This window comes from Agrobacterium sp. CNPSo 2736, from assembly GCF_004005385.1.
Classification (GTDB): domain Bacteria; phylum Pseudomonadota; class Alphaproteobacteria; order Rhizobiales; family Rhizobiaceae; genus Agrobacterium; species Agrobacterium leguminum.
Genome location: NZ_RZTX01000002.1, coordinates 106656 through 130468 on the forward strand (window position 1 = coordinate 106656; position 23813 = coordinate 130468).

Annotated in this window: 24 protein-coding genes; 15 read left to right on the plus strand and 9 right to left on the minus strand. The window is 59.9% G+C overall.

The annotated features are described in order from the left end of the window. The first annotated feature begins 135 nt into the window (after positions 1 to 135). The 5 genes from cobU (at position 136) to ccoP (ending at position 4292) form a co-directional block, all read left to right on the plus strand. Positions 136 to 657 (plus strand): bifunctional adenosylcobinamide kinase/adenosylcobinamide-phosphate guanylyltransferase, encoded by a 522-nt coding sequence (cobU, locus tag EM858_RS04585; RefSeq protein ID WP_127755995.1) that lies wholly within the window; start codon positions 136 to 138, stop codon positions 655 to 657. 238 nt (positions 658 to 895) lie between these two features. Then, positions 896 to 2518, plus strand: coding sequence for a cytochrome-c oxidase, cbb3-type subunit I (ccoN, locus tag EM858_RS04590; protein WP_127755996.1), 1623 nt, complete (start codon positions 896 to 898; stop codon positions 2516 to 2518). Between the two features lie 10 nt (positions 2519 to 2528). Then, complete coding sequence (gene ccoO / locus EM858_RS04595) at positions 2529 to 3260, plus strand: cytochrome-c oxidase, cbb3-type subunit II (protein WP_127755997.1); 732 nt, start codon at positions 2529 to 2531, stop codon at positions 3258 to 3260. Positions 3261 to 3272: 12 nt separating this feature from the next. Further along, positions 3273 to 3425, plus strand: coding sequence for a CcoQ/FixQ family Cbb3-type cytochrome c oxidase assembly chaperone (locus EM858_RS04600; protein WP_003502810.1), 153 nt, complete (start codon positions 3273 to 3275; stop codon positions 3423 to 3425). Positions 3426 to 3428: 3 nt separating this feature from the next. Next, positions 3429 to 4292, plus strand: a complete 864-nt coding sequence (gene ccoP, locus EM858_RS04605; protein WP_127755998.1) for a cytochrome-c oxidase, cbb3-type subunit III — start codon at positions 3429 to 3431, stop codon at positions 4290 to 4292. A 44-nt stretch (positions 4293 to 4336) separates the two neighbouring features. Here the strand turns inward: ccoP and EM858_RS04610 are convergent, their stop codons facing one another. Together EM858_RS04610 and EM858_RS04615 are read right to left on the minus strand one after the other, a co-directional pair. After that, complete coding sequence (locus tag EM858_RS04610; protein ID WP_127755999.1) at positions 4337 to 4693, minus strand: VOC family protein; 357 nt, start codon at positions 4691 to 4693, stop codon at positions 4337 to 4339. Between the two features lie 10 nt (positions 4694 to 4703). Then, complete coding sequence (locus EM858_RS04615; protein ID WP_127756000.1) at positions 4704 to 5108, minus strand: SRPBCC family protein; 405 nt, start codon at positions 5106 to 5108, stop codon at positions 4704 to 4706. A 119-nt stretch (positions 5109 to 5227) separates the two neighbouring features. On the opposite strand from EM858_RS04615, the gene ccoG reads away from it, so the two are divergent. From ccoG to gndA, 5 genes are all read left to right on the plus strand, one after another. Further along, the gene (gene ccoG / locus EM858_RS04620) at positions 5228 to 6811 is read left to right on the plus strand and encodes a cytochrome c oxidase accessory protein CcoG (protein ID WP_127756001.1); all 1584 of its coding nucleotides are present in this window, start codon (positions 5228 to 5230) and stop codon (positions 6809 to 6811) included. Next, on the plus strand, positions 6808 to 7308 hold the full coding sequence (locus EM858_RS04625; RefSeq protein WP_127756002.1) for a FixH family protein: 501 nt from the start codon (positions 6808 to 6810) through the stop codon (positions 7306 to 7308). Before ccoG ends, EM858_RS04625 begins: the two co-directional genes overlap by 4 nt. Continuing rightward, positions 7305 to 9596, plus strand: a complete 2292-nt coding sequence (locus tag EM858_RS04630; protein ID WP_127756003.1) for a cation-translocating P-type ATPase — start codon at positions 7305 to 7307, stop codon at positions 9594 to 9596. Before EM858_RS04625 ends, EM858_RS04630 begins: the two co-directional genes overlap by 4 nt. Next, complete coding sequence (gene ccoS / locus EM858_RS04635) at positions 9593 to 9751, plus strand: cbb3-type cytochrome oxidase assembly protein CcoS (RefSeq protein ID WP_035223387.1); 159 nt, start codon at positions 9593 to 9595, stop codon at positions 9749 to 9751. Before EM858_RS04630 ends, ccoS begins: the two co-directional genes overlap by 4 nt. A gap of 163 nt (positions 9752 to 9914) precedes the next feature. Then, positions 9915 to 11345 (plus strand): NADP-dependent phosphogluconate dehydrogenase, encoded by a 1431-nt coding sequence (gene gndA, locus EM858_RS04640; RefSeq protein WP_127756004.1) that lies wholly within the window; start codon positions 9915 to 9917, stop codon positions 11343 to 11345. Between the two features lie 68 nt (positions 11346 to 11413). On the opposite strand, the gene EM858_RS04645 is transcribed toward gndA, so the two are convergent. The 3 genes from EM858_RS04645 to EM858_RS04655 all read right to left on the minus strand — a co-directional run bounded on the left by EM858_RS04645 (position 11414) and on the right by EM858_RS04655 (position 15586). Continuing rightward, positions 11414 to 11740, minus strand: coding sequence for an RcnB family protein (locus EM858_RS04645; RefSeq protein ID WP_003525025.1), 327 nt, complete (start codon positions 11738 to 11740; stop codon positions 11414 to 11416). A gap of 190 nt (positions 11741 to 11930) precedes the next feature. Next, a complete protein-coding gene (mgrA, locus tag EM858_RS04650) occupies positions 11931 to 12962 on the minus strand; it encodes an L-glyceraldehyde 3-phosphate reductase (RefSeq protein WP_127756005.1) in 1032 nt (343 codons plus the stop codon). A 125-nt stretch (positions 12963 to 13087) separates the two neighbouring features. Continuing rightward, a complete protein-coding gene (locus EM858_RS04655) occupies positions 13088 to 15586 on the minus strand; it encodes a glycoside hydrolase family 2 protein (RefSeq protein WP_127756006.1) in 2499 nt (832 codons plus the stop codon). A 489-nt stretch (positions 15587 to 16075) separates the two neighbouring features. On the opposite strand from EM858_RS04655, the gene EM858_RS04660 reads away from it, so the two are divergent. Further along, the gene (locus EM858_RS04660; RefSeq protein ID WP_164865306.1) at positions 16076 to 17128 is read left to right on the plus strand and encodes a LacI family transcriptional regulator; all 1053 of its coding nucleotides are present in this window, start codon (positions 16076 to 16078) and stop codon (positions 17126 to 17128) included. Between the two features lie 194 nt (positions 17129 to 17322). Here EM858_RS04660 and znuA read toward each other — a convergent pair whose 3' ends face one another. Continuing rightward, complete coding sequence (gene znuA, locus EM858_RS04665) at positions 17323 to 18315, minus strand: zinc ABC transporter substrate-binding protein ZnuA (protein WP_127756007.1); 993 nt, start codon at positions 18313 to 18315, stop codon at positions 17323 to 17325. Positions 18316 to 18419: 104 nt separating this feature from the next. Between znuA and znuC the strand changes: the two genes are divergently transcribed. From znuC to zur, 3 genes are read left to right on the plus strand one after another with little or no spacing between them, the layout of a single operon-like run. Continuing rightward, positions 18420 to 19340, plus strand: coding sequence for a zinc ABC transporter ATP-binding protein ZnuC (gene znuC, locus EM858_RS04670; RefSeq protein ID WP_127756008.1), 921 nt, complete (start codon positions 18420 to 18422; stop codon positions 19338 to 19340). After that, positions 19333 to 20151, plus strand: a complete 819-nt coding sequence (znuB, locus tag EM858_RS04675; protein ID WP_127756009.1) for a zinc ABC transporter permease subunit ZnuB — start codon at positions 19333 to 19335, stop codon at positions 20149 to 20151. Before znuC ends, znuB begins: the two co-directional genes overlap by 8 nt. Next, a complete protein-coding gene (gene zur / locus EM858_RS04680; RefSeq protein WP_020809932.1) occupies positions 20148 to 20561 on the plus strand; it encodes a zinc uptake transcriptional repressor Zur in 414 nt (137 codons plus the stop codon). Before znuB ends, zur begins: the two co-directional genes overlap by 4 nt. 36 nt (positions 20562 to 20597) lie before the next feature. On the opposite strand, the gene EM858_RS04685 is transcribed toward zur, so the two are convergent. Next, entirely contained in the window at positions 20598 to 21131 is a 534-nt protein-coding gene (locus tag EM858_RS04685; RefSeq protein WP_003525039.1) for a gamma carbonic anhydrase family protein, read from the minus strand. A gap of 28 nt (positions 21132 to 21159) precedes the next feature. Continuing rightward, the gene (locus tag EM858_RS04690) at positions 21160 to 21849 is read right to left on the minus strand and encodes a fumarylacetoacetate hydrolase family protein (RefSeq protein WP_003525041.1); all 690 of its coding nucleotides are present in this window, start codon (positions 21847 to 21849) and stop codon (positions 21160 to 21162) included. A gap of 137 nt (positions 21850 to 21986) precedes the next feature. On the opposite strand from EM858_RS04690, the gene dusA reads away from it, so the two are divergent. Then, the gene (dusA, locus tag EM858_RS04695) at positions 21987 to 22997 is read left to right on the plus strand and encodes a tRNA dihydrouridine(20/20a) synthase DusA (RefSeq protein WP_127756010.1); all 1011 of its coding nucleotides are present in this window, start codon (positions 21987 to 21989) and stop codon (positions 22995 to 22997) included. Positions 22998 to 23003: 6 nt separating this feature from the next. On the opposite strand, the gene EM858_RS04700 is transcribed toward dusA, so the two are convergent. Beyond that, the gene (locus tag EM858_RS04700) at positions 23004 to 23804 is read right to left on the minus strand and encodes a DUF72 domain-containing protein (RefSeq protein WP_127756011.1); all 801 of its coding nucleotides are present in this window, start codon (positions 23802 to 23804) and stop codon (positions 23004 to 23006) included. Positions 23805 to 23813 lie beyond the last annotated feature (9 nt).

The following is a 23813-nucleotide window of genomic DNA, read 5'->3' on the forward strand; positions in this document are numbered from 1 at the left end:
GGTATCAGCGGCAGTCCGGCATGAGCAACCGGGGGACGCCTTTTTCTACGAATCGTTCCCTTCATGTCTGCCTGTCCCTGGCTTGCGACACGGCGAAGATGCCGGTCCGCTTCATTCTCTTCCTTCAGGTTTTAGATGACAGATAAAAACCGCTCCGTTTTCATTCTTGGCGGCGCGCGCTCCGGCAAGTCCCGTTTTGCGGAAGAGCTTGCGGGCAAGTCCGGTGGAAGCCTGCATTATCTGGCCACCGGCCGGGCATGGGATGACGAGATGCGCGACCGCATCGTCCATCATCAGGCGCGGCGCGGCGGCGAATGGGCCACGCATGAAGCGCCCGTCGATATTGCCGCCGTGCTGGAGCAGCTAGACGCGCCGGAAAATGTCATTCTCATCGATTGCCTCACCCTGTGGCTCACCAATCTGATGATGGAGAATGCCGATATCGAGGCTGCCTTTGCGGCGCTTGAGGCGGCGATTGTATCGGCTCGGGCGAGGCTGATTTTCGTCTCCAACGAAGTCGGTCTCGGCATCGTGCCGGAAAACCGCATGGCGCGTGAATTTCGCGATCATGCCGGCCGGCTGCATCAGCGAATCGCCGCCATTGCCGGTGAGGTCTATTTTGTCGCCGCCGGTCTGCCCCTGAAGATGAAGGGCTGAAACGGCACCTGCAAAAGCAGGGCCGACATAGGCGCGCACTTTTGCTCTTACGCAAATCCCCCCATAAAGCCGCGCCCTGTTTTACCGGGGCTGCGACAGCTTTGCTTTCTTGATCTGGATCAAGGTGGCGTTCCCCTGCCGGTGGCAATGCTCCAACCGACGCAAAGGCGCGTTTCCGCTCTCCCAGGCGCGTGCCGTGCCTTTCGTCGGTCGGCTTGCACGTTGGGGGAAACCAACAATGAATTACACGTTAGAAACCGCGATCGTGGCCCTTGGGGCCTTTCTCGCGTTGCTTGGGGCAGCTTTTGCCCATGACAGTCTTTTCGCCGCCCATATGTGGGTGCTGTTCTTTACACTGCTGGTCAGCACGGTGCTTCTGTTGCGCCGTGTCTCCTTCGCGCCTGTCGATTCAGCCGCGCTCGCCCGCCGCAAGTCGGAATATTTCGACGAGGTGGTGAAATACGGCGTCATCGCTACCGTGTTCTGGGGTGTCGTCGGTTTTCTGGTCGGCGTCGTGGTGGCGCTTCAGCTTGCCTTTCCCGATCTCAACATCGCACCCTATTTCAATTTCGGCCGCATGCGGCCGCTGCACACCTCGGCGGTGATCTTCGCTTTCGGCGGAAATGCGCTGATCGCCACGTCCTTTTACGTGGTGCAGAGAACCTGTCGCGCGCGCCTGTTCGGCGGCAATCTCGGCTGGTTCGTATTCTGGGGTTATAACCTCTTCATCATCATGGCCGCCACCGGTTATCTGCTCGGCATCACCCAGGGCCGCGAATATGCGGAGCCGGAATGGTATGTCGATATCTGGCTGACCATCGTCTGGGTTGCCTATCTCGTGACCTTCCTCGGCACGATCTTCATGCGCAAGGAGCCACATATCTATGTGGCGAACTGGTTCTATCTCGGCTTCATCGTCACCATCGCCATGTTGCACATCGTCAATAATCTGGCGGTGCCCGTGTCGTTCCTGGGCGTCAAGAGCTATTCGGCGTTCTCTGGCGTGCAGGATGCGCTGACGCAGTGGTGGTACGGCCATAACGCCGTCGGCTTCTTCCTGACGGCCGGCTTCCTCGGCATGATGTATTATTTCATTCCGAAGCAGGTGAACCGCCCGGTCTATTCCTACCGCCTGTCGATCATCCACTTCTGGGCGCTGATCTTCATGTATATCTGGGCTGGTCCGCATCACCTGCACTATACCGCGCTGCCCGACTGGGCGCAGACGCTGGGCATGGTGTTCTCGGTCATGCTGTGGATGCCTTCGTGGGGCGGCATGATCAACGGCCTGATGACGCTTTCGGGCGCATGGGACAAGATCCGCACCGATCCCGTCGTGCGCATGATGGTGATGGCGGTGGCCTTCTACGGCATGGCGACCTTCGAAGGTCCGATGATGTCGATCAAGGCCGTCAACTCGCTCAGCCACTATACCGACTGGACCATCGGCCACGTTCATTCCGGCGCGCTTGGCTGGAACGGCATGATCACCTTCGGCGCGATCTATTACCTGACGCCGAAACTCTGGGGCAGGGACCGTCTCTACAGCCTGCAACTGGTCAACTGGCACTTCTGGCTCGCCACGCTCGGTATCGTCGTTTACGCCGCCGTCATGTGGGTGGCCGGCATCCAGCAGGCTCTGATGTGGCGCGAATATGATGCCCAAGGCTTCCTCGTCTATTCCTTCGCGGAATCGGTCGCGGCCTTGTTCCCCTATTACGTGATGCGTGCACTGGGCGGTCTGATGTTCCTCAGCGGCGCGCTGATCATGGCCTACAACGTCACGATGACCATCCTCGGTCATCAACGCGAGGAGGGCGCCCGCAAGGACGCGGCTCCTTCGCTGCAGCCTGCTGAATAAGGAGAGGCCGATGTCCATACTTGACAAACACGGCGTCATCGAACGCAACGCCACGCTGCTTTTGGTCGGCTCCCTGCTGGTCGTCTCCATCGGCGGCATCGTGGAAATCGTACCGCTCTTTTATCTCGAAAACACCATCGAGAAGGTGGAGGGCATGCGACCCTACACGCCGCTGGAACTGGCCGGGCGCAACATCTACATCCGCGAGGGATGTTACGTCTGCCACAGCCAGATGATCCGGCCGTTCCGCGACGAGGTGGAGCGTTACGGGCATTACAGCCTGGCGGCGGAATCCATGTATGACCATCCGTTCCAGTGGGGTTCCAAGCGCACGGGGCCTGACCTTGCGCGCGTCGGCGATCGCTATTCGAACGAATGGCACGTGCAGCATCTGGCCGATCCGCGCTCCGTGGTGCCGGAATCGATCATGCCGTCTTACGCGTTCCTCAAGACGACACCGCTGAAGATCACCGACATCTCGATGGAGCTGAAGGCCAACCGCGCCGTCGGTGTGCCCTATAGCGATGAGATGATCGAGAAGTCCGCAGCCGATCTGGCCGCCCAGGCCGATCCGAATGCGGATTCGTCGGAACTTCTGGCGCGTTACCCGAAGGCGAAGGTCGGCGATTTCGACGGCGATCCGGCCAAGCTTACCGAAATGGATGCTCTGGTCGCCTATCTGCAGATGCTCGGCACGCTGGTCGATTTCTCGACCTACGACGATGCCGCCGGATACCGGTGAGGAGGCGAAACGATGGAAACCTATACGGCCATGCGCCACTTCGCCGACAGCTGGGGCCTGCTTGCCATGACCCTGTTCTTCGCCGGCGTCGTCGTTTTCACCCTTCGCCCCGGCTCTAAGAAGGCCGCGGACGATGCCGCCAGCATTCCGCTCAAGGAGGACTAGGATATGTCCGAAAAACACATTGATGACATCAGCGGCGTCGAAACCACCGGCCATGAATGGGACGGTATCCGTGAGCTGAACAATCCCATGCCGCGCTGGTGGGTCTGGACCTTTTATTTCACGATCCTCTGGGCCATCGGTTATACCATCGCCTATCCGGCATGGCCGCTGATCAATGGGGCGACGCAAGGGTTGCTCGGCTGGAACAGCCGCGGCGATATTGCCGCCGAAATTGCCGATGCAAAACAGTCGCAGAGCGTCTTTGTCGATAAGATCGCCAATTCGTCGCTTGCCGAAATTCAGGCGGACCCGACCCTGATGCAGTTTGCCCTTTCCGGCGGCGCTGCGGCTTTCAAGGTCAATTGTATTCAGTGTCACGGTTCGGGCGCGGAAGGCGGGCAGGGCTATCCCAACCTCAACGATGACGACTGGATGTGGGGCGGCGGCGTCGACGACATCTATACGACGGTGAAGCACGGCATTCGTTTTGCCGACGATGCGGATACGCGCGCTTCGGAAATGCCGGCCTTCGGCGACATCCTCCAGTCGAACGAAATCCGCGAGGTTGCCGCCTATGTCGTCAGTCTCACCGGCACCCCCTCCAACCCGGCGCTGGTGGAGCCAGGCAAGCAGCTCTTTGCCGACAATTGCGCCTCCTGCCACGGGGAAGACGCCAAGGGCAATCGCGAATTCGGCGCGCCCGATCTTGCCGATGCGATCTGGCTGAAGTCCCAGGGCGAAGAGGGGATTGTCTCGCAGATACGTTCGCCCAAGCACGGGGTCATGCCCGCCTGGGGTGAGCGTCTCGGCGATACGACGGTCAAGCAGCTGGCGATCTTCGTGCATTCGCTTGGCGGCGGCGAATAAACTCTTCGGTAGAACAAGAAAGGGCCGCATGATGCGGCCCTTTTTTATTTGTCCGACCAGATGGCGAGTTCGTATCCGTCCGGATCGGTGAAGTGAAAACGCCGGCCGCCCGGAAACTCGAAGATCGCGACGCTGATCTGTCCGCCGGAGGCTTCGACGCGCCGCTGCGCATCCTCGATATCGTCGGCGTAGAGAATGACGAGCGGTCCGCCCTTGGCCGAGACCGGCGCCGTGGTGGTGAAACCGCCGGTCAGCCGGCCATCGGAAAACTCGCAATATTGCGGACCGTAATCCTTGAAGGACCAGCCGAAGGCGCCGCCGTAAAATTCCTTGCTGCGCTCGATATCGGCGACGTTGAATTCGACATAGTCGATCCGCCGGTCGTTCGTATTCGTGGTCATGGTTCCTCCATCAATCCTTTTCGAGCAGCGCCTTCAGCGTTTCGAGATCGGCCGTGATCGATTTTGCGTCCTGCTCGAAATCCTCGTCCGTCATGCCCTGAAGGCGAAGCAGGGTGAAACTCACCTCCGTGCCGCTGCCGTTCGGCGTTACCCGTAGCGCGTTATAAACCTTCACGCCATCCGGCAATGTCACGACATGGTCGATGACGCCGAACTCGTTTGCGGGCGCGAAATTGACGCGCACTTCGCCAAGCGGCCCGCCCTCGGCGATCCAGTCCTCGCCGTCCGGTGTGAGGCCGCCCGCAAGGCCTGCGGCCCAGCGGGGCATGTTCTGCGGGTTGGAGGCGAAGTCATAGACGTGGCTCCATGGTTTTTCGACCGACAGATGAATGATTCTCGACTGCATGACAGGCATTTCATCCTCCCTTGGCGGCGCGTTTCCATACTGCGCCACTTTGTCGTCACTTGATGTAAGTCAAGGATGTTTCGCCGGGGAGATGGGAGAAAGCAAGGAGATAAAAATGGACTCCTATCATGAACATCTATCGCGCCGGACAGGATCGCCCGCAACAGCCCGTCGAAAGGCTGGAGGCGGAAGCCGTCAATTCCGCAAAAACGCGCAAACCGCTTTACGAAGCGCGCAAGAAGATTTTTCCGAAGCGCGCCGAAGGCAGGTTCCGGCGGTTCAAATGGCTGGTGATGCTGGTGACGCTCGGCATCTATTATCTGACGCCTTTCCTGCGCTGGGACCGCGGTCCCTATGCGCCCGATCAGGCGGTATTGATCGATATCGCCAACCGACGCTTTTATTTCTTCTTCATCGAAATCTGGCCGCAGGAGTTCTTTTTTGTTGCCGGCCTGCTGGTCATGGCGGGGCTGGGGCTGTTTCTCGTCACATCAGCCGTCGGGCGTGCATGGTGCGGTTACACCTGTCCGCAGACCGTCTGGGTCGACCTGTTTCTGGTGGTCGAACGGGCGATCGAGGGCGACAGGAACGCCCGCATGAAACTGGACGCGGCGCCCTTCACATTTGGCAAATTGCGCAAGCGGGTGCTGAAACATGCGATCTGGCTGGTGATCGGCGTTCTGACCGGCGGCGCCTGGATTTTCTATTTTGCCGATGCGCCGACGCTGGCGATGCAGTTCATGACTGGGCAGGCGCCGATGATCGCCTACTCGACCGTCGCCACGCTGACCGCCACCACCTATGTCTTCGGCGGGCTGATGCGGGAACAGGTTTGTACCTACATGTGTCCCTGGCCGCGCATCCAGGCGGCGATGCTGGATGAGAATTCGCTTGTCGTTACCTATAATGACTGGCGCGGTGAACCGCGCTCGCGGCACGCCAAGAAGGCTGCGGCAGCTGGGGAGAGCATCGGCGACTGTGTCGATTGCAATGCCTGTGTCGCGGTCTGTCCCATGGGCATCGACATTAGGGACGGGCAGCAGCTGGAATGCATCACCTGCGCGCTCTGCATCGATGCCTGTGACGGGGTGATGGACAAGATCGGCAAGCCGCGCGGGCTGATCGCCTATGCGACGCTGTCCGAATATCAGTCCAACATGGCGCTGGCGACCGGCAATGGCGAATACGCCATCCGCCCCACCAATGTGCGTGAGGAGGACGGCAGTTTCAGCAAGCGTGTCCGCCACTTTAACTGGCGCATCATCTTCCGGCCGCGCACGCTGCTTTATACCGCCATCTGGGCTGCTGTCGGCATCGGCATGCTGTTTGCGCTGGTGACGCGCGAGCGGCTGGCGCTCAATGTCCTGCATGACCGCAATCCGCAATATGTGCTGGAATCGAACGGGTCGATCCGCAACGGCTATACCGTGCGCATTCTCAACATGGTGCCGCAGCCGCGCATAATGAGCCTGACGATAGAAGGCCTTCCCAATGCGGTGATGAAGATAAACGGCATGCCGGATACGGCTGCGCGCGCCTTCGAGGTGACGGTGGAACCGGATGAGGCGACGACGCTGAAGGTCTTCGTCACCCTGCCGGGCAAGGATATCGCGCGGGCGGCGGAAAACTTCGAATTCATCGTCAGCGATACCGCCGGCCACGAAACGGCCCGCTACGATGCGGTCTTCAATGCTCCGGGAGTGAAAAAATGACAGTCAACAATCGCCAGACATCCGGCTTCGTTTTCACCGGCTGGCACATGCTCGGCGTCATGGTGCTGTTCTTCGGCACCATCATCACCGTCAACATGATCATGGCCTGGAATGCGGTCCACAGCTGGAGCGGGCTTGTCGTGCCCAACACCTATGTCGCCAGCCAGCAGTTCAACGCCAAGGCCGAGGCCGCCAAGGCGAGGGCCGCGACCGGCATCAAGGGCAGGCTCGTGGTGGATGAGAAGACCGTGCGTTACGAGGTTTTCCATCCGGAAAAAGGCCCGATCGATACGGACACGGTGACGGCGCATTTTCGCCGGCCTGTGGGTGAAAGCCAGAATTTCGACATGGAACTGACCCCGGCCGCCACCGGCGTCTTTACCGGCGCGCATGACATGCTGCCGGGGCAATGGATCGTTGAGATCACCGCCGTCAAGGACGGCCGGATCATCGTGCATGAGGGCACGCGGATCGCCGTTATCAGGGGACGTCAATGAGCTGCTGCGCACCGGGAACGGAAGGCTCGCTTCAACTCGGCGAGCCGGTCAATCCACCATCGTCGGAGGAATTGCTGCTGGCGAGCCGCGATCTGGGGCAGGGGCTGCGTCAGACCGATCTCAGCGTGCCGGATGTTTATTGCGGTGCCTGCATCACAACCATCGAGACCGCGCTTAACCGTTTGCCGCAGGTGGAACGGGCGCGGGTGAACCTGTCGTCCAAACGTGTGGCGGTTGTCTGGAAGGAAGAGGTCAATGGCGTCAGGACTGATCCCGCCGAGATTGCCCGTGCAATCCTGTCGACGGGATACCGCACACATCTTTTCGCCAGCGGACAGGATGCTTCCGACGCGTTGCGCTCGCAGCTGATAAGGGCGGTGGCGCTGTGCGGTTTTGCTTCCGCCAATATCATGCTTCTGTCCGTCTCCGTCTGGTCGGGGGCGGATGCGGCGACGCGCGACATGTTCCATTGGATTTCGGCGATGATTGCCGCGCCGGCGCTGATCTATGGCGGGCGTTTCTTCTATCAATCTGCCTGGAACGCGCTGAAACACGGCCGCACCAATATGGATGTGCCGATCGCGCTTGCCATCACGCTCTCTTATGCCGTTTCGCTGTGGGAGACGATCCATCATGGTGAGCATGCCTGGTTCGATGCGACCGTATCACTGCTGTTTTTCCTGCTGATCGGCCGCACGCTCGACCATATCATGCGCGACAAGGCGCGCTCGGCCATTGCCGGATTGGCCCGGCTTTCGCCGCGCGGCGCGACCGTCATCGGTGAGGATGGAACGCGGGAATACCGCCAGCTTGCTGATGTCCAACCCGGAATGTCGATTGCGATTGCGGCCGGTGATCGTGTGGCGGTGGATGCCGTGGTCGTCTCCGGCAGCAGCGATCTCGACATGTCCATCGTCAATGGTGAAAGCGCGCCGCGCCGCGTTGCGGCAGGCGATAGCCTGCAGGCCGGCACGCTCAACCTCACCGGTTCGCTCACCGCCCGGGTGACCGCCTCGGCCAGGGATTCCTTCCTGTCCGAAGTGATCGGGTTGATGGAGGCGGCCGAAGGCGGGCGGGCGCGTTACCGCCGTATCGCCGATCGCGCCGCAAGCTATTATTCACCCGTGGTGCATCTTCTTGCGCTGGTTACATTCCTTGGCTGGGGCATTTTTGGCGGGGACTGGAAACAGGCGATGCTGATTGCCATTGCGGTACTCATCATTACCTGCCCCTGTGCGCTCGGCCTTGCCGTTCCCGTGGTGCAGGTGGTGGCCGCTGGACGGCTCTTCCGGCACGGCATCATGGTCAAGGAAGGCTCGGCCATGGAGCGGCTGGCCGAAATCGACACCGTGCTGTTCGACAAGACCGGCACGCTGACCGTTGGTAAACCGAGACTGGTCGAGACAGGTGATGTGAAGCCGGCCACCATGGCAATTGCGGCGGGACTTGCCGCCCATTCGCGTCATCCTCTCTCGAAAGCCCTGCATGCCGCTTATAACGGTGCCTTGCCGGCCTATGAGTTGGTGCGGGAAATTCCGGGTTCGGGCGTCGAGGCCGAGACGGAAGCCGGCATTTACCGGCTCGGCAATCGCCGTTTCGCCTGCCCGGACGAGACACCGACCGACAATGGCGATGCGCGGTCGGAAGTGGTGCTGTCGCTCGACGGCCATCAACTGGCGAGCTTCGGCTTCGAGGATAATCCGCGCGCGGGTGCGGTTGCGGCTCTGCGTAATCTCTCAGTGCGGGGCCTGATGCAGGAAATCGTTTCGGGTGACCGGGCCGCCGCCGTCAGCGCCATGGCGCAGCGGCTGGGGATCGGCAACTGGCGTGCGGACCTGTCGCCGAAGGACAAGGCGGCGCGCTGTGCCGAACTTGCCGGCGAGGGTCGCAGGGTGCTGATGGTGGGAGACGGTATCAACGATGCGCCGGCGCTCGCCGCCGCCCATGTTTCCATGGCGCCCGCCACCGCCGCCGATATTGGCCGTCAGGCCGCGGATTTCGTGTTCATGCAGGAGGATCTCGATGCCGTGCCTTTTGCGATCGAGACATCGCAGCGGGCCGGAAGGCTTATCCGGCAGAATTTCGCGCTTGCCATCGGCTACAATATCATCGCCGTGCCGATTGCGATTGCCGGTTATGCGACGCCGATGATCGCGGCCATTGCGATGTCGACATCTTCACTGATCGTCGTTGCCAATGCGTTGCGCCTCGCCGGTGCGGCGGAAACCATTCGTCCCCGGAACGAGGTAAAAACAGGATTTGCGGGCGAGGGGGCGCAACTGGCATGAACATGCTGATCTATCTCATTCCCGTCGCGCTGTTTCTGGGTGCGCTCGGGCTTTTCGCCTTTCTCTGGTCGGTTCGATCAGGGCAGTATGACGATATGGACGGGGCCGCCTGGCGGGTAATCGATGATGGTGACGACCGGCCACGGCCCTCTTGAAGGGGACGCAAAAGGTCAGTTTTGACCTGGTCTTGACCTGTCGCAAATATGCAAAGCTGACTTGCGTCATCAAAATTTAATCGTTTCAGTCCCGGCTAGCCTTGCCGTTTGTCCATTACAGTGCCACAACACGACCACCTAAAAGCAAGATGGAGGCACATCCGTGGAACAGGCAGAAATCGGTTTGATCGGTCTCGGCGTCATGGGCTCGAACCTGGCGTTGAATATCGCGGAAAAGGGCAACAAGATTGCCGTATTCAACCGAACCCCGGAAGTTACACGAAAATTCTACGCCGATGCGGGCGAACTGCAGGGCCAGATCATTCCCTGCGAAACCATCGAGGAATTTGTCGCTGCAATTCGTCCTCCGCGCCCGATCATCATCATGATCAAGGCTGGCGATCCGGTTGACCAGCAGATGGAAATCCTGAAGCCCCATCTCGCCAATGGCGACATCATGATCGACGCCGGCAATGCCAATTTCCGCGATACGATCCGCCGTTTCGACAATCTGAAGGATAGCGGCCTGACCTTTATCGGCATGGGCGTTTCCGGCGGTGAAGAAGGCGCGCGTCACGGACCGTCGATCATGGTCGGCGGCACCGAAGACAGCTGGAAGCGTGTCGAGAAGGTGCTGACCTCCATTTCCGCCAAATATAATGACGATCCGTGCGTGGCATGGCTCGGCAATGACGGCGCCGGCCACTTCGTCAAGACCATCCATAACGGCATCGAATATGCCGACATGCAGATGATCGCCGAAATCTACGGCATCCTGCGTGATGGCCTTGGCATGAGCGCCGTCGAAATCGCCGATGTCTTCGCCGAATGGAACAAGGGCCGTCTGAATTCCTACCTGATCGAAATCACCGAGAAGGTTCTGCGCGCCGCCGATCCGATCACCGGCAAGCCGATGGTCGATCTGATCCTCGACAAGGCCGGCCAGAAGGGCACCGGCAAGTGGTCGGTCATCGAGGCGCAGAACATGGGCGTCGCCGCAACTGCCATCGAGGCGGCCGTGGCTGCCCGTATCCTGTCGTCGCAGAAGGACGAGCGTGAAGCTGCCGAGAAGATCTTCGGCCTGCCGACCCTCGCAGCGGCGCCGGCTGACAAAAAGGCCTTCATCGCCGATCTGGAAAGCGCGCTTCTGGCCGCCAAGGTCGGCGCTTATGCGCAGGGCTTCGCCATCATGTCGGCCGCTTCGAAGGAGTTCAACTGGAACCTGCCGATGCCGACGATCGCCCGCATCTGGCGCGCTGGCTGCATCATCCGCTCGGAATTCCTCGATGAGATCACCTCGGCCTTCACCAAGGATCCGCATGTGGCCAACCTCATCGTGACGCCTGCCTTCGCCGCCATCGTCAAGGATACCGATGCGCCGCTGCGCCGCGTGGTTTCCTACGCCGTGCTCTCCGGCCTGCCGGTTTCGGCGCTGGCGTCGGCACTCGGCTATTTCGATGCCTATCGCCGCGGTCGCGGCAGCGCCAACCTCATTCAGGCGCAGCGCGACTTCTTCGGCGCGCATGGTTTCGAACGCACCGACGGTGTGGACAAGCCGCACGGCCCATGGGGCAGCGGCGCCGACATTTTCTGATCGGCTGAAACGATAAAAACAAAAGGCCCGCGCAAGCGGGCCTTTTTCATTTCGGTTGCTGCTTCAACTCAGCGGGCGGCGGCGAGGCCGACGATGAGGCCGCTGACGGCGTTGATCAGCAGGAACTGGTTGTCGACGCGTACCCAGCGCTGGTCGCGGCGCGGTTCTGCGAGGTGGTAACGGCGGTAGTCACGGCGGTCCACCATGTTGCGACGCTCACGGGCCGAGAGGCGCTGGCCGCGATCCCAGCGGTGCTTCTTGACGATGACTTTCTTGGTGGTGACCTGACGCTCGACGGTGACGCCGCGATGGCGATCGTCGTGGCGGCTCTGGGCCTGCGCCATCGGAGCTGCAAGAACGGTGGCTGCCAGAAGAATGGTGACAAACTTTTTCATGGAAGTTTCCTCTCGGGTTTCGATGAGAAGAACTTACGAATAAACGAATGAACGGAAACTGAATTTAAAATTACATTTATGTAATGGTTGTTAATGCTTAGGGGTGGGAGTTAATCTTTTGTTTTGAGTTTCTTGGCGCAAGTTTCGGAGCGTGCAGGCCGCCCGGCGTAACCGGGCGACCCTTTCTGTATCAGACCCGTTCGGCGGATTTTGCCCAGAGGTTGATATCCGCATCCCTGGCGTAACGATCGATTTCCGCCAGCTCCTCGGTGGAGAACTCGGCATTGTCGAGCGCCTTGACGCAATCCTCGACCTGTTCGACACGGCTTGCGCCTATCAGTGCCGAGGTGATGCGGCCGCCGCGCAGAACCCAGGCAATCGCCATCTGCGCCAGCGTCTGGCCGCGGCGTTCGGCAATGCTGTTGAGGGAGCGGATGTTTTCAACATTGCGCTCGTTGAGGAAGGCCGGGTTCAGCGACTTGCTCTGCGATGCACGGCTGCCATCCGGCACGCCGCCGAGATATTTCGTCGTCAGCATGCCCTGCGCCAGCGGCGAGAAGACGATGGAGCCGATGCCCAACTCTTCCAGCGTATCGACGAGACCGTCTTCCTCGATCCAGCGATTGATCATCGAATAGCTTGGCTGATGGATGATGCAGGGCGTGCCGAGGTCCTTGAGGATGGCGGCGGCCTCGCGGGTGCGCTTCGAGTTGTAGGACGAGATGCCGACATAAAGCGCCTTGCCCGAGCGCACGATCTGGTCCAGCGCGCCGCAGGTTTCCTCAAGCGGCGTGTTGGGATCGAAACGGTGGGAGTAGAATATGTCGACATAGTCCAGCCCCATGCGCTTCAGGCTCTGGTCGCAGGAAGAGATCAGATATTTACGGCTGCCCCATTCGCCATAGGGGCCGGGCCACATGTTGTAGCCGGCCTTGGAGGAGATGATCATCTCGTCGCGATAGCCGGCGAAATCCGTCTTCAGGATTTCACCGAAGGCGGTTTCGGCGCTGCCGGGCGGCGGGCCGTAATTGTTGGCGAGATCGAAATGGGTGATGCCGAGATCAAATGCGCGGCGGCAAATGGCCTGTTTCGTCTGGTGCGGCGTATCGTTGCCGAAATTGTGCCAGAGCCCCAGCGAGATTGCCGGCAGTTTCAGGCCGGTCTTGCCGCAATGATTATATTTCATGGATGCGTATCGGTTTTCGGCCGGTTGCCAAACCATGGGTCTTCCTCCACTTGCTGATGACTGGCTGCCGGAGAACCCGGCAACCCTTTGAACCGATGAAAACAGGTGCCGGCGCACCTGTCATTCCTCAGAGGGATGGTTATGCCTTTCTCCGCATGGTTTCAATGCCGGGGTTGGGCCGAGATTAGGCCGGGATTGGGCGGGGATTGGCAGGTATGAAGATCGAAGATGCGGAAATGCGGCTGGGGACCGTCCGCTTTCGGGGTGAAGATGATGCGGCGCGTTTCGTCGGCGGCAAGATCGAAGAGATTGTCCGAATATCGCCCCGGCTGGTCCGCCTCCAGCATGACGAAGAGGGCGAGACCGGCGGCGGTGACATCGATTTCAAACTGGCCGTTCTTCAGCGGGCCGACGGAAAGCTCCAACCCGGCGGGTTGAAGCTCCAGCGCCTTGTAGGTGTCGCGCACATGGTGGCCTTCGCCGGTCATGCCGTTGGAGGCAATGAAGCTCCACGCAAGGATGGCGCCATCCGGCAGGCTGTCCATGTCGATTTCTGTCAGCGTCGCGGCCTTATCCGTCGCGCATGTGCCGTTGGCGGATTTCAGCGGCACGCGGTTGCCGTCCATGGTCAGCGCAACGATGTTCATGTCGATCTCGACATCTTCCGCCGTGTCGTTGACCATTGAAAAGCTCACCTGTCGTCCATCCCTGGAGGGAATGGCCGAGACCGTGACCGGCTGGAAGAACCGTCGGGCGGCATAATGCAGCGCCTTCCAGCCGCCGCCATAATCGAGGCTCGACCATGAGGCGACCGGCCATGTGTCGTTCAACTGCCAATAAAGTGTGCCCATGCAATGGGGTTTCAGCGAGCGCCAGTAGTCGACCGCCGTGCGGATGGCCAGCGCCTGCTGGACCTGGCTCAGATAGACGAAGTTCTCGAAATCCCTGGGGAAGCGGAAATAACGGAACATGGTGCCGGCGATCCGCTCATTGCCGCCGACATTCTTCTGGTGCAGCTCGATGACCGGGGAGGCGATGTTCATGTCCCTGTCTTCCGCATAGGTGCGGATGACGGGCATGGATGTATAGGACTGGAAACCGAATTCGGAGCAGAAACGCGGTTTGACCGACCGGTAATTGTCGAACGACTTATTCTCGTGCCAGACGGACCAGTAATGCATGTCGCCGGAACCATCCGCGTGCCATGCATCGCCGTAATCGAGATAACCCGACGCGGGGCTCGATGGCCACCAGAGCGCTTCGGGGGCGGCTTTTTTCAGGGCCCGTTCGATGGTGCGGTTCAGACGATCATAGGCGACGAGATAGCGGTCGCGATTGTTGCGGGATTCATCGAACCAGGTCAGCGCGCCCACCAGCTCGTTATCGCCGCACCACAGCGCGATGGAGGCATGCGAGGACAGGCGTTTCACCTGGTAATCGACCTCGTGTTCGACATTGTCGAGAAAGTCCTCGCTGCAGGGATAAAGATTGCAGGCGAACATGAAGTCCTGCCAGACCAGAAGGCCGAGACGATCGCAGAGATCGTAGAACCAGTCTTCCTCATAGAATCCGCCGCCCCAGACGCGGATCATGTTCATGTTGGCCTCGACCGCGGAGCAGAGGAGATCTTCGGTCTTTTCCCGGCTGGTCAGCGAATGGAGCGCATCTGCCGGAATCCAGTTGGCGCCGCGGCAGAATATCTCCCGGCCGTTGATGCGGAAGGCGAAGCGGCTGCCCGCTTCATCCTTGTCCGTCAGTAGTTCGATGGTCCTGAAGCCGATCTGCCGGGTGACGGTCTCGTCGGGCAATTCCACCGTTAGACTGTAGAGTGTCTGCTCACCACTGCCGGCCGGCCACCAGAGTTGCGGATTTTCCACGAAAAAGACGTGGCGCACCACCGTCTCGCCCGCGCCGACGCCGCAATCGAGCCGCAGTCTTTCATCGTTGAGGGAGAGGTAGACCGGCAGGCTTGCCGGGCCTTCGGCAAACAGCGTCACGGCCACATGTAACTCAACGCCGCCTTCGACATGATGCTGCGAGGTGATGACATGCTCGATGCGGGCCGTATCGAGGCGCTTCAGCAGGATTTTGCCGTAAAGCCCAAGCGGCGCAATGGCGATGTTCCAGTCCCAGCCGAAATGGCATTGTGGCTTGCGCAACATGTTGCCATTGGCGATCGGTGAATTGCCGGGGTGATAGGGAATATAGAAGGGCTGCCGCGCCTGACGCTCCGCACCGGCCACGATGTTGGAATGGAAATGGATGCGGATGGTGTTTTCACCCGGCCGCACTGCGCGCGAAACATCGGGGCGGTAACGGCGGAAGCAATTGTCGGCGCTCAGGACCGGGATGTCGTTGACGAAGACGATGGCGACGGTGTCGAGGTAATCGATATCGAGATACCAGCTGGCATCCGCCTCATCGAGAATGAATGTGCGCTCGAGAATCCAGTCCTGCTGCGCGACCCATTGCACCGCCTTCTCATTGGCGCCGTGATAGGGATCTGGAATGATGCCCGCATTTTTGAGCGCGGTGTGAATATCGCCCGGTACGGAAAGCTGGGTGGCGTGGTCTCCTTCCACCGAGGTCAGGCGCCAGGACCCGGCCAGATCGATGACGGTTTCGGGCGAGGAAGAAGAAATCATAATCGGACCCTGCATAATATGAATTCGAAGAAGACTAGCCTGCATCATGGTGCAGGCTTGTGTCAGAATCTGGGGAGAATGGATGCTCGCAAAGCGGCTGCCTCACATTTATCCGGCTTTGTGATTTCCTCCCTTCGGCAACGTTACCGTAAAACAATCGTTCCGTCATTCCTTTGGGTGACAATCGGCAACATGAAAAATGCCGGGGAACGCCGGGTCTTGACCATGACGTTGTCTCGCTCAGTAATTCGTTATTTTTATCATTTTATATTAGTATTTTATATCAGTTTTCTAATCTGAATAATTAGGATTTTCATCCAATGATATCCGAACTTTTGGCCCCGGAAGAATAGGGTCGCAGTCGGGAAATATTTTCCGGACCTATATCGTTTTAGCTGAATTGGCGGATAGTCGGACGAACTGGCCTTTGACTGCCGACCTTTGCCTTTGCAACAGAGCAAAAGCTATCTATGATTATCGTTCGGTAAAGCGTGGCGAAATGACATGAACGATACTGGCAAATCCGGCAGGGACGACATACCCGCGACCACGGGCGAGCGTCCGACCTTGAAGACAATCGCCTATATGACGGGTCTCGGCATCACCACCGTCTCGCGCGCGCTGAAGGATGCGCCCGATATCGGTGCTGAAACCAAGGAGCGCGTGCGGCTGATCGCCCGGCAGATCGGCTACCAGCCAAACCGCGCCGGGGTGCGCCTTCGCACCGGCAAGACCAATGTGATCGCCCTTGTGCTGAGCGTCGATGAAGAACTGATGGGTTTCACCAGCCAGATGGTGTTTGGCATCACCGAGGTTCTTTCCACCACACAGTATCATCTGGTCGTGACGCCCCACATCCATGCCAAGGATTCCATGGTGCCGATCCGCTATATTCTCGATACCGGTTCGGCGGATGGGGTCATCATCTCGAAGATCGAGCCCAACGATCCGCGCGTTCGGTTCATGACCGAGCGCAACATGCCCTTCGTCACCCATGGGCGGTCCGATATGGGCATCGACCATGCCTTTCATGATTTCGACAATGAGGCCTATACCTATGAGGCGGTCGAGCGGCTGGCGCAATGCGGACGCAAAAGGATCGCCGTCGTCGTGCCGCCATCGCGGTTTTCGTTCCACGATCACGCCCGCAAGGGTTTCAACCGGGCGATCAGGGATTTCGGCCTTAGCGAATTTCCGCTGGATGCCATCACCATCGAAACGCCGCTCGAAAAAATCCGCGATTTCGGCCAGCGGCTGATGCAATCCGATGACCGTCCCGACGGCATCGTTTCGATCAGCGGCAGCAGCACCATTGCGCTGGTGGCCGGTTTCGAAGCGGCAGGTGTGAAAATCGGCGAAGATATCGATATCGTTTCGAAACAGTCCGCCGAGTTCCTGAACTGGATCAAGCCGCAGATCCACACCGTCAATGAGGATATCAAGCTGGCGGGCAGGGAGCTTGCGAAGGCCCTTCTGGCGCGCATCAACGGCGCGTCGCCGGAAACCCTGCAGAGCATCAGCAGCCCTGTCTGGTCTTCGATGGCGCCGAAGCCGTAACGAGCCGCTTTGCGATTGATGGCGCGACGTCTCTGCCGAGCGATTGTCGCGGCTCGTTCCTTTATGCAGTGCTTTATATTTCAAGCGCAAGTAACTGGTTTAAAATATGTATTATTCTGGTCATTCACGCTTCGTCCGCATTCCGGTTCAAAGCCGGAATGACGGAGCCGGGGCGTTAGGGGCGGCAATGCGCATCAGGACAGGCAATCCTTCAGCGAGCCTGCAATGCCACGCATCAGCTTGAAATAGAGGTCCGGGCCGGGTTCCAGTGTCGCTGCCTCCGGATCGAGCGTGGCCGACTTTGCGGCGGTGCCTTCGGTGATAACCGAAATCAGCTTCGGCTCGAATTGCGGTTCAGCGAAAACGCAGGTTGCGCCGAGCTGGCGAACCTTTTCCTGCATCTGCTTGACGCGGTCCGCACCGGGCAGGGTTTCGGGGCTGACGGTGATCGATCCCGCCGTCTTCACGCCATAACGATGCTCGAAATATTGATAGGCATCGTGGAAGACGATGAACGGCTTGTCCTTCACCGGCTTGATCGTTTCCTTGAGTTCGGCATCGAGCGCATCGAGGTCGTCGATCAGTTTTTTTGTGTTGGCCTGATAGGTCGCGGCATTGCCGGCATCGGCGGCGATCAGTGCGGTTTCTATCGTCTGCGCCATCGCCTTGGCATTGGCGGGATCGAGCCAGAAATGGGTATCGTATGCGCCGTGGTCATGGTCCTCGTGACCCTCCGTATGATCGTGTCCATGATCGTGCGCGCCTTCCTCTTCGGCATGGCCGTCATGCGCCTCGTGGCCTTCATCGCCATGGTCATGTGCTTCAAAGGGGCCGCCTTCGCGGAAGGGCAGCTTTTCCAGACCCTTTGCGTCTTCCAGTTCCACCACGGTTGCCTTGCTGGCAAGCGCTTCGAGCGGCTTTTCCAGGAAGGCTTCCAGTCCCGGCCCAACCCAGAAGACCACATCCGCCTTTTCCAGCTTGCGCGCATTGGACGGTCTGAGATTATAGGTATGCGGCGAAGCCGCGCCGTCGACGATGAGCTGCGGTTCGCCGACGCCCCGCATGATGGCGGCGACGAGGGAATGGACGGGCTTGATCGAGACCACGACATCGGGCGCGGCGGTGGCGCCGGAAGCGGCGGCCGCTATTGCCACCGATGCCATGAGCGGGATCAGAAACGATTTCATGAAATGCACTCCACTTGAAGAAGTATAGTTATGTTATTACATTTATTGCGTAACTCTATAACGTATGCAATAGCGGTAAGCAACATCGCCGAACGGACAATCCCATGCTTCATTCCGCCCATCGGGGCAAAGAGATACTGGTTTCCCTTGCCAATGCCGGCGTGCAGCGCAACGGCCGCTGGCTGGTGCGCGGCGTGGAATTTTCCGTCAGCAAGGGCGAGATCGTCACGCTGATCGGGCCGAACGGTTCCGGCAAATCCACCAGCGCGAAAATGGCGATCGGCGTGGTGAAGCCGACCGAGGGCGAGGTTTCGCGCATTGCCGGTCTGAAGGTCGGTTATGTGCCGCAGAAGCTTTCCGTGGACTGGACCATGCCGCTTTCGGTGCGCCGGCTGATGACGCTGACCGGGCCGCTGCCAGCCCGCGAAATCGACGCGGCGCTGAATGCGACGGGCATTGCGCATCTCGCCAATGCGGAAGTGCAGCACCTTTCCGGCGGCGAGTTCCAGCGCGCGCTTCTGGCCCGCGCCATCGCCCGCAAACCCGATCTGCTGGTTCTTGACGAGCCAGTGCAGGGTGTCGATTTCTCCGGCGAGATCGCGCTCTATGATCTGATAAAAAATATCAGAAATTCAAATAATTGCGGAATTCTGTTAATCTCGCATGACCTGCATGTGGTGATGGCCGAAACAGATACCGTCATATGCCTGAACGGCCATGTCTGCTGCCGGGGCACGCCGCAGGCGGTGAGCCAGAGCCCGGAATATATGCGGCTGTTCGGCGGCGCCGCAGCCAAGGCGCTCGCGGTCTATAGCCACCATCACGATCATACCCATCTGCCCGATGGCCGGGTGCAGCATGCGGATGGTTCGGTGACCGATCATTGCCACCCCGAGGATGGGCACCATCATATGCATGACCACGGCCACCGTCACGACAGCCATGACGAATGCGGCTGCGGCCATGAGCATGAGCATGAGGGACATACGCCATCCAGGCACGGACAGGGAGAGCGCCATGTTTGACGATTTCTTCGTTCGCGCCATGGTCGCCGGTATTGGCGTTGCGCTCACTGCCGGTCCTCTCGGCTGTTTCGTCGTCTGGCGTCGCATGGCCTATTTCGGCGATACGATGGCGCATTCGGCGCTGCTCGGCGTCGCGCTGTCGCTGCTGTTGCAGCTCAACCTCATCGTCAGCGTCTTTCTGGTGGCGTCGGCCGTGTCGGTGCTGCTGCTCTTTTTGCAACGGCGTCAGGCGCTCTCCGCCGATGCGCTGCTTGGCATTTTGTCCCATTCGGCGCTGGCGATCGGTCTCGTCATCGTCGCTTTCATGAGCTGGGTGCGCATCGATCTCGTCTCGTTCCTGTTCGGCGATATTCTCGCCGTCACTCGCAGCGATATCGCGCTGATCTGGGGGGGCGGGCTGGTGGTCATCGTCTCCATGGTGTTCCTGTGGCGGTCGCTGCTTGCCTCCACCGTCAATACGGAGCTGGCCGAGGCCGAGGGGTTGAACCCGGAGCGCGCAAAGCTGATCTTCACGCTGTTGATGGCGCTGGTGATCGCCATTGCCATGAAGGTGGTCGGCATCATGCTCATCACGTCGCTGCTCATCATACCGGCGGCGACCGCCAGACGTTTTTCCGCTACGCCTGAGGTGATGGCGGTGGTGGCTTCGCTGATCGGCGCGGTCGCCGTTGTCGGCGGCCTGTTCGGCTCGCTCAGTTACGATACGCCATCCGGCCCATCCATCGTGGTTGCCGCGGTGATCCTCTTCGTTATAAGCCTGTTGCCGGCGCCGGGTTTTTCCCGCGCCGCGGATGAAGGAGGCAAATCATGAATGCGCAGACCCAGCAAAACCTCACCAAGAACCAGTCGCTGGTCATGAATGCCCTCTCAAACGCGCATCAGCCGCTCAGCGCCTATATGATCCTCGACAAGTTGCGGGATGAGGGTTTTCGTGCGCCGCTGCAGGTTTACCGGGCGCTGGAAAAGCTGGTGGAGTTTGGTCTCGTGCACCGGCTTGAGAGCCTCAACGCCTTCGTTGCCTGCACCCATACGCAGGCGGAGTGCTGCTCGCACCACCATGGCACGGTGGCTTTCGCCATCTGCGAATCTTGCGGGCAGGTGACGGAATTCCACGACCACGAAATCGACCATCGTCTCGAGCGCTGGGTGAAGGACAGCAAGTTCAAGGCGGAAAAGACCACGATTGAAATTCGCGGCCTCTGCGCCGCGTGCTCGGCTTAGTCTCACGGCAGGGCGGGCGTGGATGCCCGCCGTTTCCTATCCTTCGATGATCGCCAGATCTTTCGAAAAGCGCTTCCAGTTTTCGATGTATTTTTCCGCCGAGCGGCGAAGCCCCGCGGCTGCCTCATCATCCAGCGTGCGGATGGCGCGCGCCGGCGAGCCGACAATCAGGGAATTGTCCGGAAATTCCTTGCCCTCCGTCACCAGCGCATTGGCGCCGACGAGGCAATTGCGACCGATCTTCGCGCCATTCAGGATCGTCGCGCCCATGCCGATGAGCGAATTGTCGCCAATGGTGCAGCCATGCACGATGGCATGGTGGCCGATGGTGCACATTTCCCCGATGACGGCGGGAAAACCGGGATCGCTATGCACCATCACGCCCTCCTGAATATTGGTGCCGCGCCCGATGCTGATCGGCTCGTTATCGCCGCGCAGCGTTGCGCCGAACCAGATGCCGACATCCTCGCCGAGCGTCACCGAGCCGATGACATTGGCGTCGGGCGCCACCCAGTAGCGATCAGGCGCAGGGGTCTGCGGCACACGGTCGGCGAGGCGGTAAAGCGGCATGGCGGTATCCTCCCTTTTTTCGACGGCCTCAGGCAACCGTCACGCCCAGTGTGCCGACACCCTCGACGCCGCATTCGATGCGGTCGCCACGCACGATGGGGCCGACGCCGGCCGGCGTGCCGGTCATGATGACGTCACCGGCGGCAAGCGTGAACAGCTTGGAAAGCTCGGCAATCACTTCCGGCACCTTCCAGATCATCTGGGCAAGATCGCCCGTCTGCTTGCGTTCGCCATTGACGTCGAGCCAGATCGCGCCGGTAGCGGGATGGCCGATCCTGTCAGCGGGGACGATGGGGGAGACCGGTGCGGAATATTCGAAGGCCTTCGCGCCTTCCCAGGAGCGGCCCATCTTCTTCAGGCCGTCCTGCAAGTCGCGGCGGGTCATGTCGATACCGACGGCGTAACCCCAGACATGGTCCAGCGCCTCGGATGCCGGGATATCGGCACCGCCGCTTTTCAGAACCACGACACATTCGACTTCGTAGTGCACATTCGATGACAGCGGCGGGTAGGGGAAGTCCTGACCGGCGGGCAGCAGATTGTCCGGGTTTTTCTGGAAATAAAAGGGCGGCTCGCGCGAGGGATCGTGGCCCATCTCAATGGCGTGATCGGCATAATTGCGGCCGACGCAATAGACCCGCCGGACGGGGAACAGATCGCCCGTGCCTTCCACGGGCAGGAGAACGGGTTTCGGAGCGGGGATGACGGTGGCGGCCATGTCGATTTCCTGTCGTCTTTTTCGGTGCACTTCTTGTCCCGCGATTCCGGGGCGATTTCCAGTTCAAAATGACCCTGCCTGCAAAACTGGCTTTTTACGGTCCTTTGCTGTAGAAGCCGGCGCAAAGAGGTTAATCCATGTACAGACAAGCGCTTGCAAGCGGCGAAAAAATCTTCGCCGTGGCCCCCATGATCGACTGGACCGATACCCGCTGCAGGTTTCTGCACCGGCAATTGTCGAAGCGCGCGCTGCTTTATACCGAAATGATCGTCGCCGACGCCATCATCCACGGCCAGCGCGAAAGGCTGCTCGGTTATCACCCTGAGGAACATCCCGTTGCGCTGCAGCTTGGCGGGTCTGATCCGGCCAAGCTTGCCGAGGCGGTGCGGATCGCCGGCGATTACGGATATGACGAGATCAACCTCAATGTCGGCTGTCCCTCGGATCGGGTGCAGTCCGGCACATTCGGCGCCTGCCTGATGCGCGAGCCGGACGTAGTGGCGCGATGTGTCGCGGCAATGAAAGCTGTCGCCAGCGTGCCGGTTACGGTGAAATGCCGGATCGGGGTGGACGATCAGCAGCCGGAAGCGGTTCTGCCGGATTTTCTGAAGCGGATTGTTGCGGCGGGCGCGGACGCGGTCTGGGTTCATGCGCGAAAAGCCTGGCTGCAGGGGCTTTCGCCAAAGGAAAACCGCGAAGTGCCGCCGCTCGATTATGATCTCGTCTATCGCATGAAGCGGGAAAACCCTGATGTCTTTATCGGCATCAATGGCGGTATCGCCGATCTCGATCAGGCGAGCGGGCATCTCCAGCATATGGATGGCGTGATGCTTGGCCGTGCCGCTTATCACAACACGTCCATTCTTGCCGATGTCGACCATCGTATCTATGGCGAAGAGGCTCGCCAGCCGGACTGGATGGCGCTGCGTGACGCGATGATGGCCTATGCCGCCGACTATATCGCCGCAGGCGGACGTCTCAACCACGTCACCCGCCACATGGTCGGGCTGTTTCAGGGCATGCCCGGCGCGCGCCGTTTCCGGCAAATCCTCTCCAGCGACGCCACCCGGCCGGGCGCTGGCCCGGAGGTGATCGAAGCCGCTTTTTCGGCCATCGATTTCAGTCCGACGAAAGACATGGCGGGCTGAAAGCGCTCAGACCGCCTTTTGCAATTCCTGTGCACCAACAGGCGCATTCACCTTGCCGCCGGTGATGAAGAAGGCGAAGACATCGCGCGGTGTCTTTTCGACTTTCCGATCCGGCGCTATCAGCGGCAGATCGTCCGGCACGCCGCCCTTCGCATAGGTGTTTACCCGCTCGGCCCAGTGGTCGATGTCTTTTTTCGGGTAACAGGTCTTGATATCGTCCTCGCCCTTTTGCAGGCGGCAATAGACGAAATCGGCCGTCACATCCGGCAGCATCGGATAGTCATGATGGTCGGCGCAGACGACGGCGACCTTATGTTTGGAGAGAAGATCGATGAATTCCGGAACCTGAAATGTCTCGTTGCGCACTTCGACGACATGGCGAAGACGGATGCCGTCCTGCTTCTCGGGCAACAGGGACAGAAATGCGCCAAAATCCTCCGCGTCGAATTTTTTCGTCGGCGCGAATTGCCAGAGGATCGGGCCGAGGTGGGACCCGAGTTCCGTCAGCCCCTGCGTCAGAAACTTCGTCATCGATTCACCGGCCTCGGCCAGAACCCTGCGGTTGGTGACGAAGCGGCTCGCCTTTAGCGAGAAGACGAAATCCTCGGGCACTTCGGAAGCCCATTTGGCAAAAGTTTCCGGCTTCTGGCTGCTGTAATAGGTGCCGTTCACCTCTATGGCCGTGAGCTGCCGGCTGGCATGCTCCAGCTGGCGCTTCTTCGGCAGTTTTTCCGGATAAAACGTGCCTTCCCATGGCTCGAAGGTCCAGCCGCCGATACCGGTGCGGATCGTGCCTGATGTCGACATATGCTGTTC

Bases quoted from the DNA above. Each gene is read 5' to 3' on its own strand.
- znuC (WP_127756008.1), top strand. From the start codon at position 18,420: ATGCTTCATTCCGCCCATCGGGGCAAAGAGATACTGGTTTCCCTTGCC.
- ccoO (WP_127755997.1), top strand. From the start codon at position 2,529: ATGTCCATACTTGACAAACACGGCGTCATCGAACGCAACGCCACGCTG.
- cobU (WP_127755995.1), top strand. From the start codon at position 136: ATGACAGATAAAAACCGCTCCGTTTTCATTCTTGGCGGCGCGCGCTCC.
- EM858_RS04700 (WP_127756011.1), bottom strand. From the start codon at position 23,804: ATGTCGACATCAGGCACGATCCGCACCGGTATCGGCGGCTGGACCTTC.
- EM858_RS04660 (WP_164865306.1), top strand. From the start codon at position 16,076: ATGAACGATACTGGCAAATCCGGCAGGGACGACATACCCGCGACCACG.
- znuB (WP_127756009.1), top strand. From the start codon at position 19,333: ATGTTTGACGATTTCTTCGTTCGCGCCATGGTCGCCGGTATTGGCGTT.
- EM858_RS04615 (WP_127756000.1), bottom strand. From the start codon at position 5,108: ATGCCTGTCATGCAGTCGAGAATCATTCATCTGTCGGTCGAAAAACCA.
- ccoS (WP_035223387.1), top strand. From the start codon at position 9,593: ATGAACATGCTGATCTATCTCATTCCCGTCGCGCTGTTTCTGGGTGCG.
- EM858_RS04625 (WP_127756002.1), top strand. From the start codon at position 6,808: ATGACAGTCAACAATCGCCAGACATCCGGCTTCGTTTTCACCGGCTGG.
- EM858_RS04600 (WP_003502810.1), top strand. From the start codon at position 3,273: ATGGAAACCTATACGGCCATGCGCCACTTCGCCGACAGCTGGGGCCTG.
- ccoN (WP_127755996.1), top strand. From the start codon at position 896: ATGAATTACACGTTAGAAACCGCGATCGTGGCCCTTGGGGCCTTTCTC.
- mgrA (WP_127756005.1), bottom strand. From the start codon at position 12,962: ATGGTTTGGCAACCGGCCGAAAACCGATACGCATCCATGAAATATAAT.
- EM858_RS04610 (WP_127755999.1), bottom strand. From the start codon at position 4,693: ATGACCACGAATACGAACGACCGGCGGATCGACTATGTCGAATTCAAC.
- znuA (WP_127756007.1), bottom strand. From the start codon at position 18,315: ATGAAATCGTTTCTGATCCCGCTCATGGCATCGGTGGCAATAGCGGCC.
- EM858_RS04630 (WP_127756003.1), top strand. From the start codon at position 7,305: ATGAGCTGCTGCGCACCGGGAACGGAAGGCTCGCTTCAACTCGGCGAG.
- ccoG (WP_127756001.1), top strand. From the start codon at position 5,228: ATGAACATCTATCGCGCCGGACAGGATCGCCCGCAACAGCCCGTCGAA.
- EM858_RS04645 (WP_003525025.1), bottom strand. From the start codon at position 11,740: ATGAAAAAGTTTGTCACCATTCTTCTGGCAGCCACCGTTCTTGCAGCT.
- EM858_RS04685 (WP_003525039.1), bottom strand. From the start codon at position 21,131: ATGCCGCTTTACCGCCTCGCCGACCGTGTGCCGCAGACCCCTGCGCCT.
- EM858_RS04690 (WP_003525041.1), bottom strand. From the start codon at position 21,849: ATGGCCGCCACCGTCATCCCCGCTCCGAAACCCGTTCTCCTGCCCGTG.
- ccoP (WP_127755998.1), top strand. From the start codon at position 3,429: ATGTCCGAAAAACACATTGATGACATCAGCGGCGTCGAAACCACCGGC.
- zur (WP_020809932.1), top strand. From the start codon at position 20,148: ATGAATGCGCAGACCCAGCAAAACCTCACCAAGAACCAGTCGCTGGTC.
- dusA (WP_127756010.1), top strand. From the start codon at position 21,987: ATGTACAGACAAGCGCTTGCAAGCGGCGAAAAAATCTTCGCCGTGGCC.
- EM858_RS04655 (WP_127756006.1), bottom strand. From the start codon at position 15,586: ATGCAGGGTCCGATTATGATTTCTTCTTCCTCGCCCGAAACCGTCATC.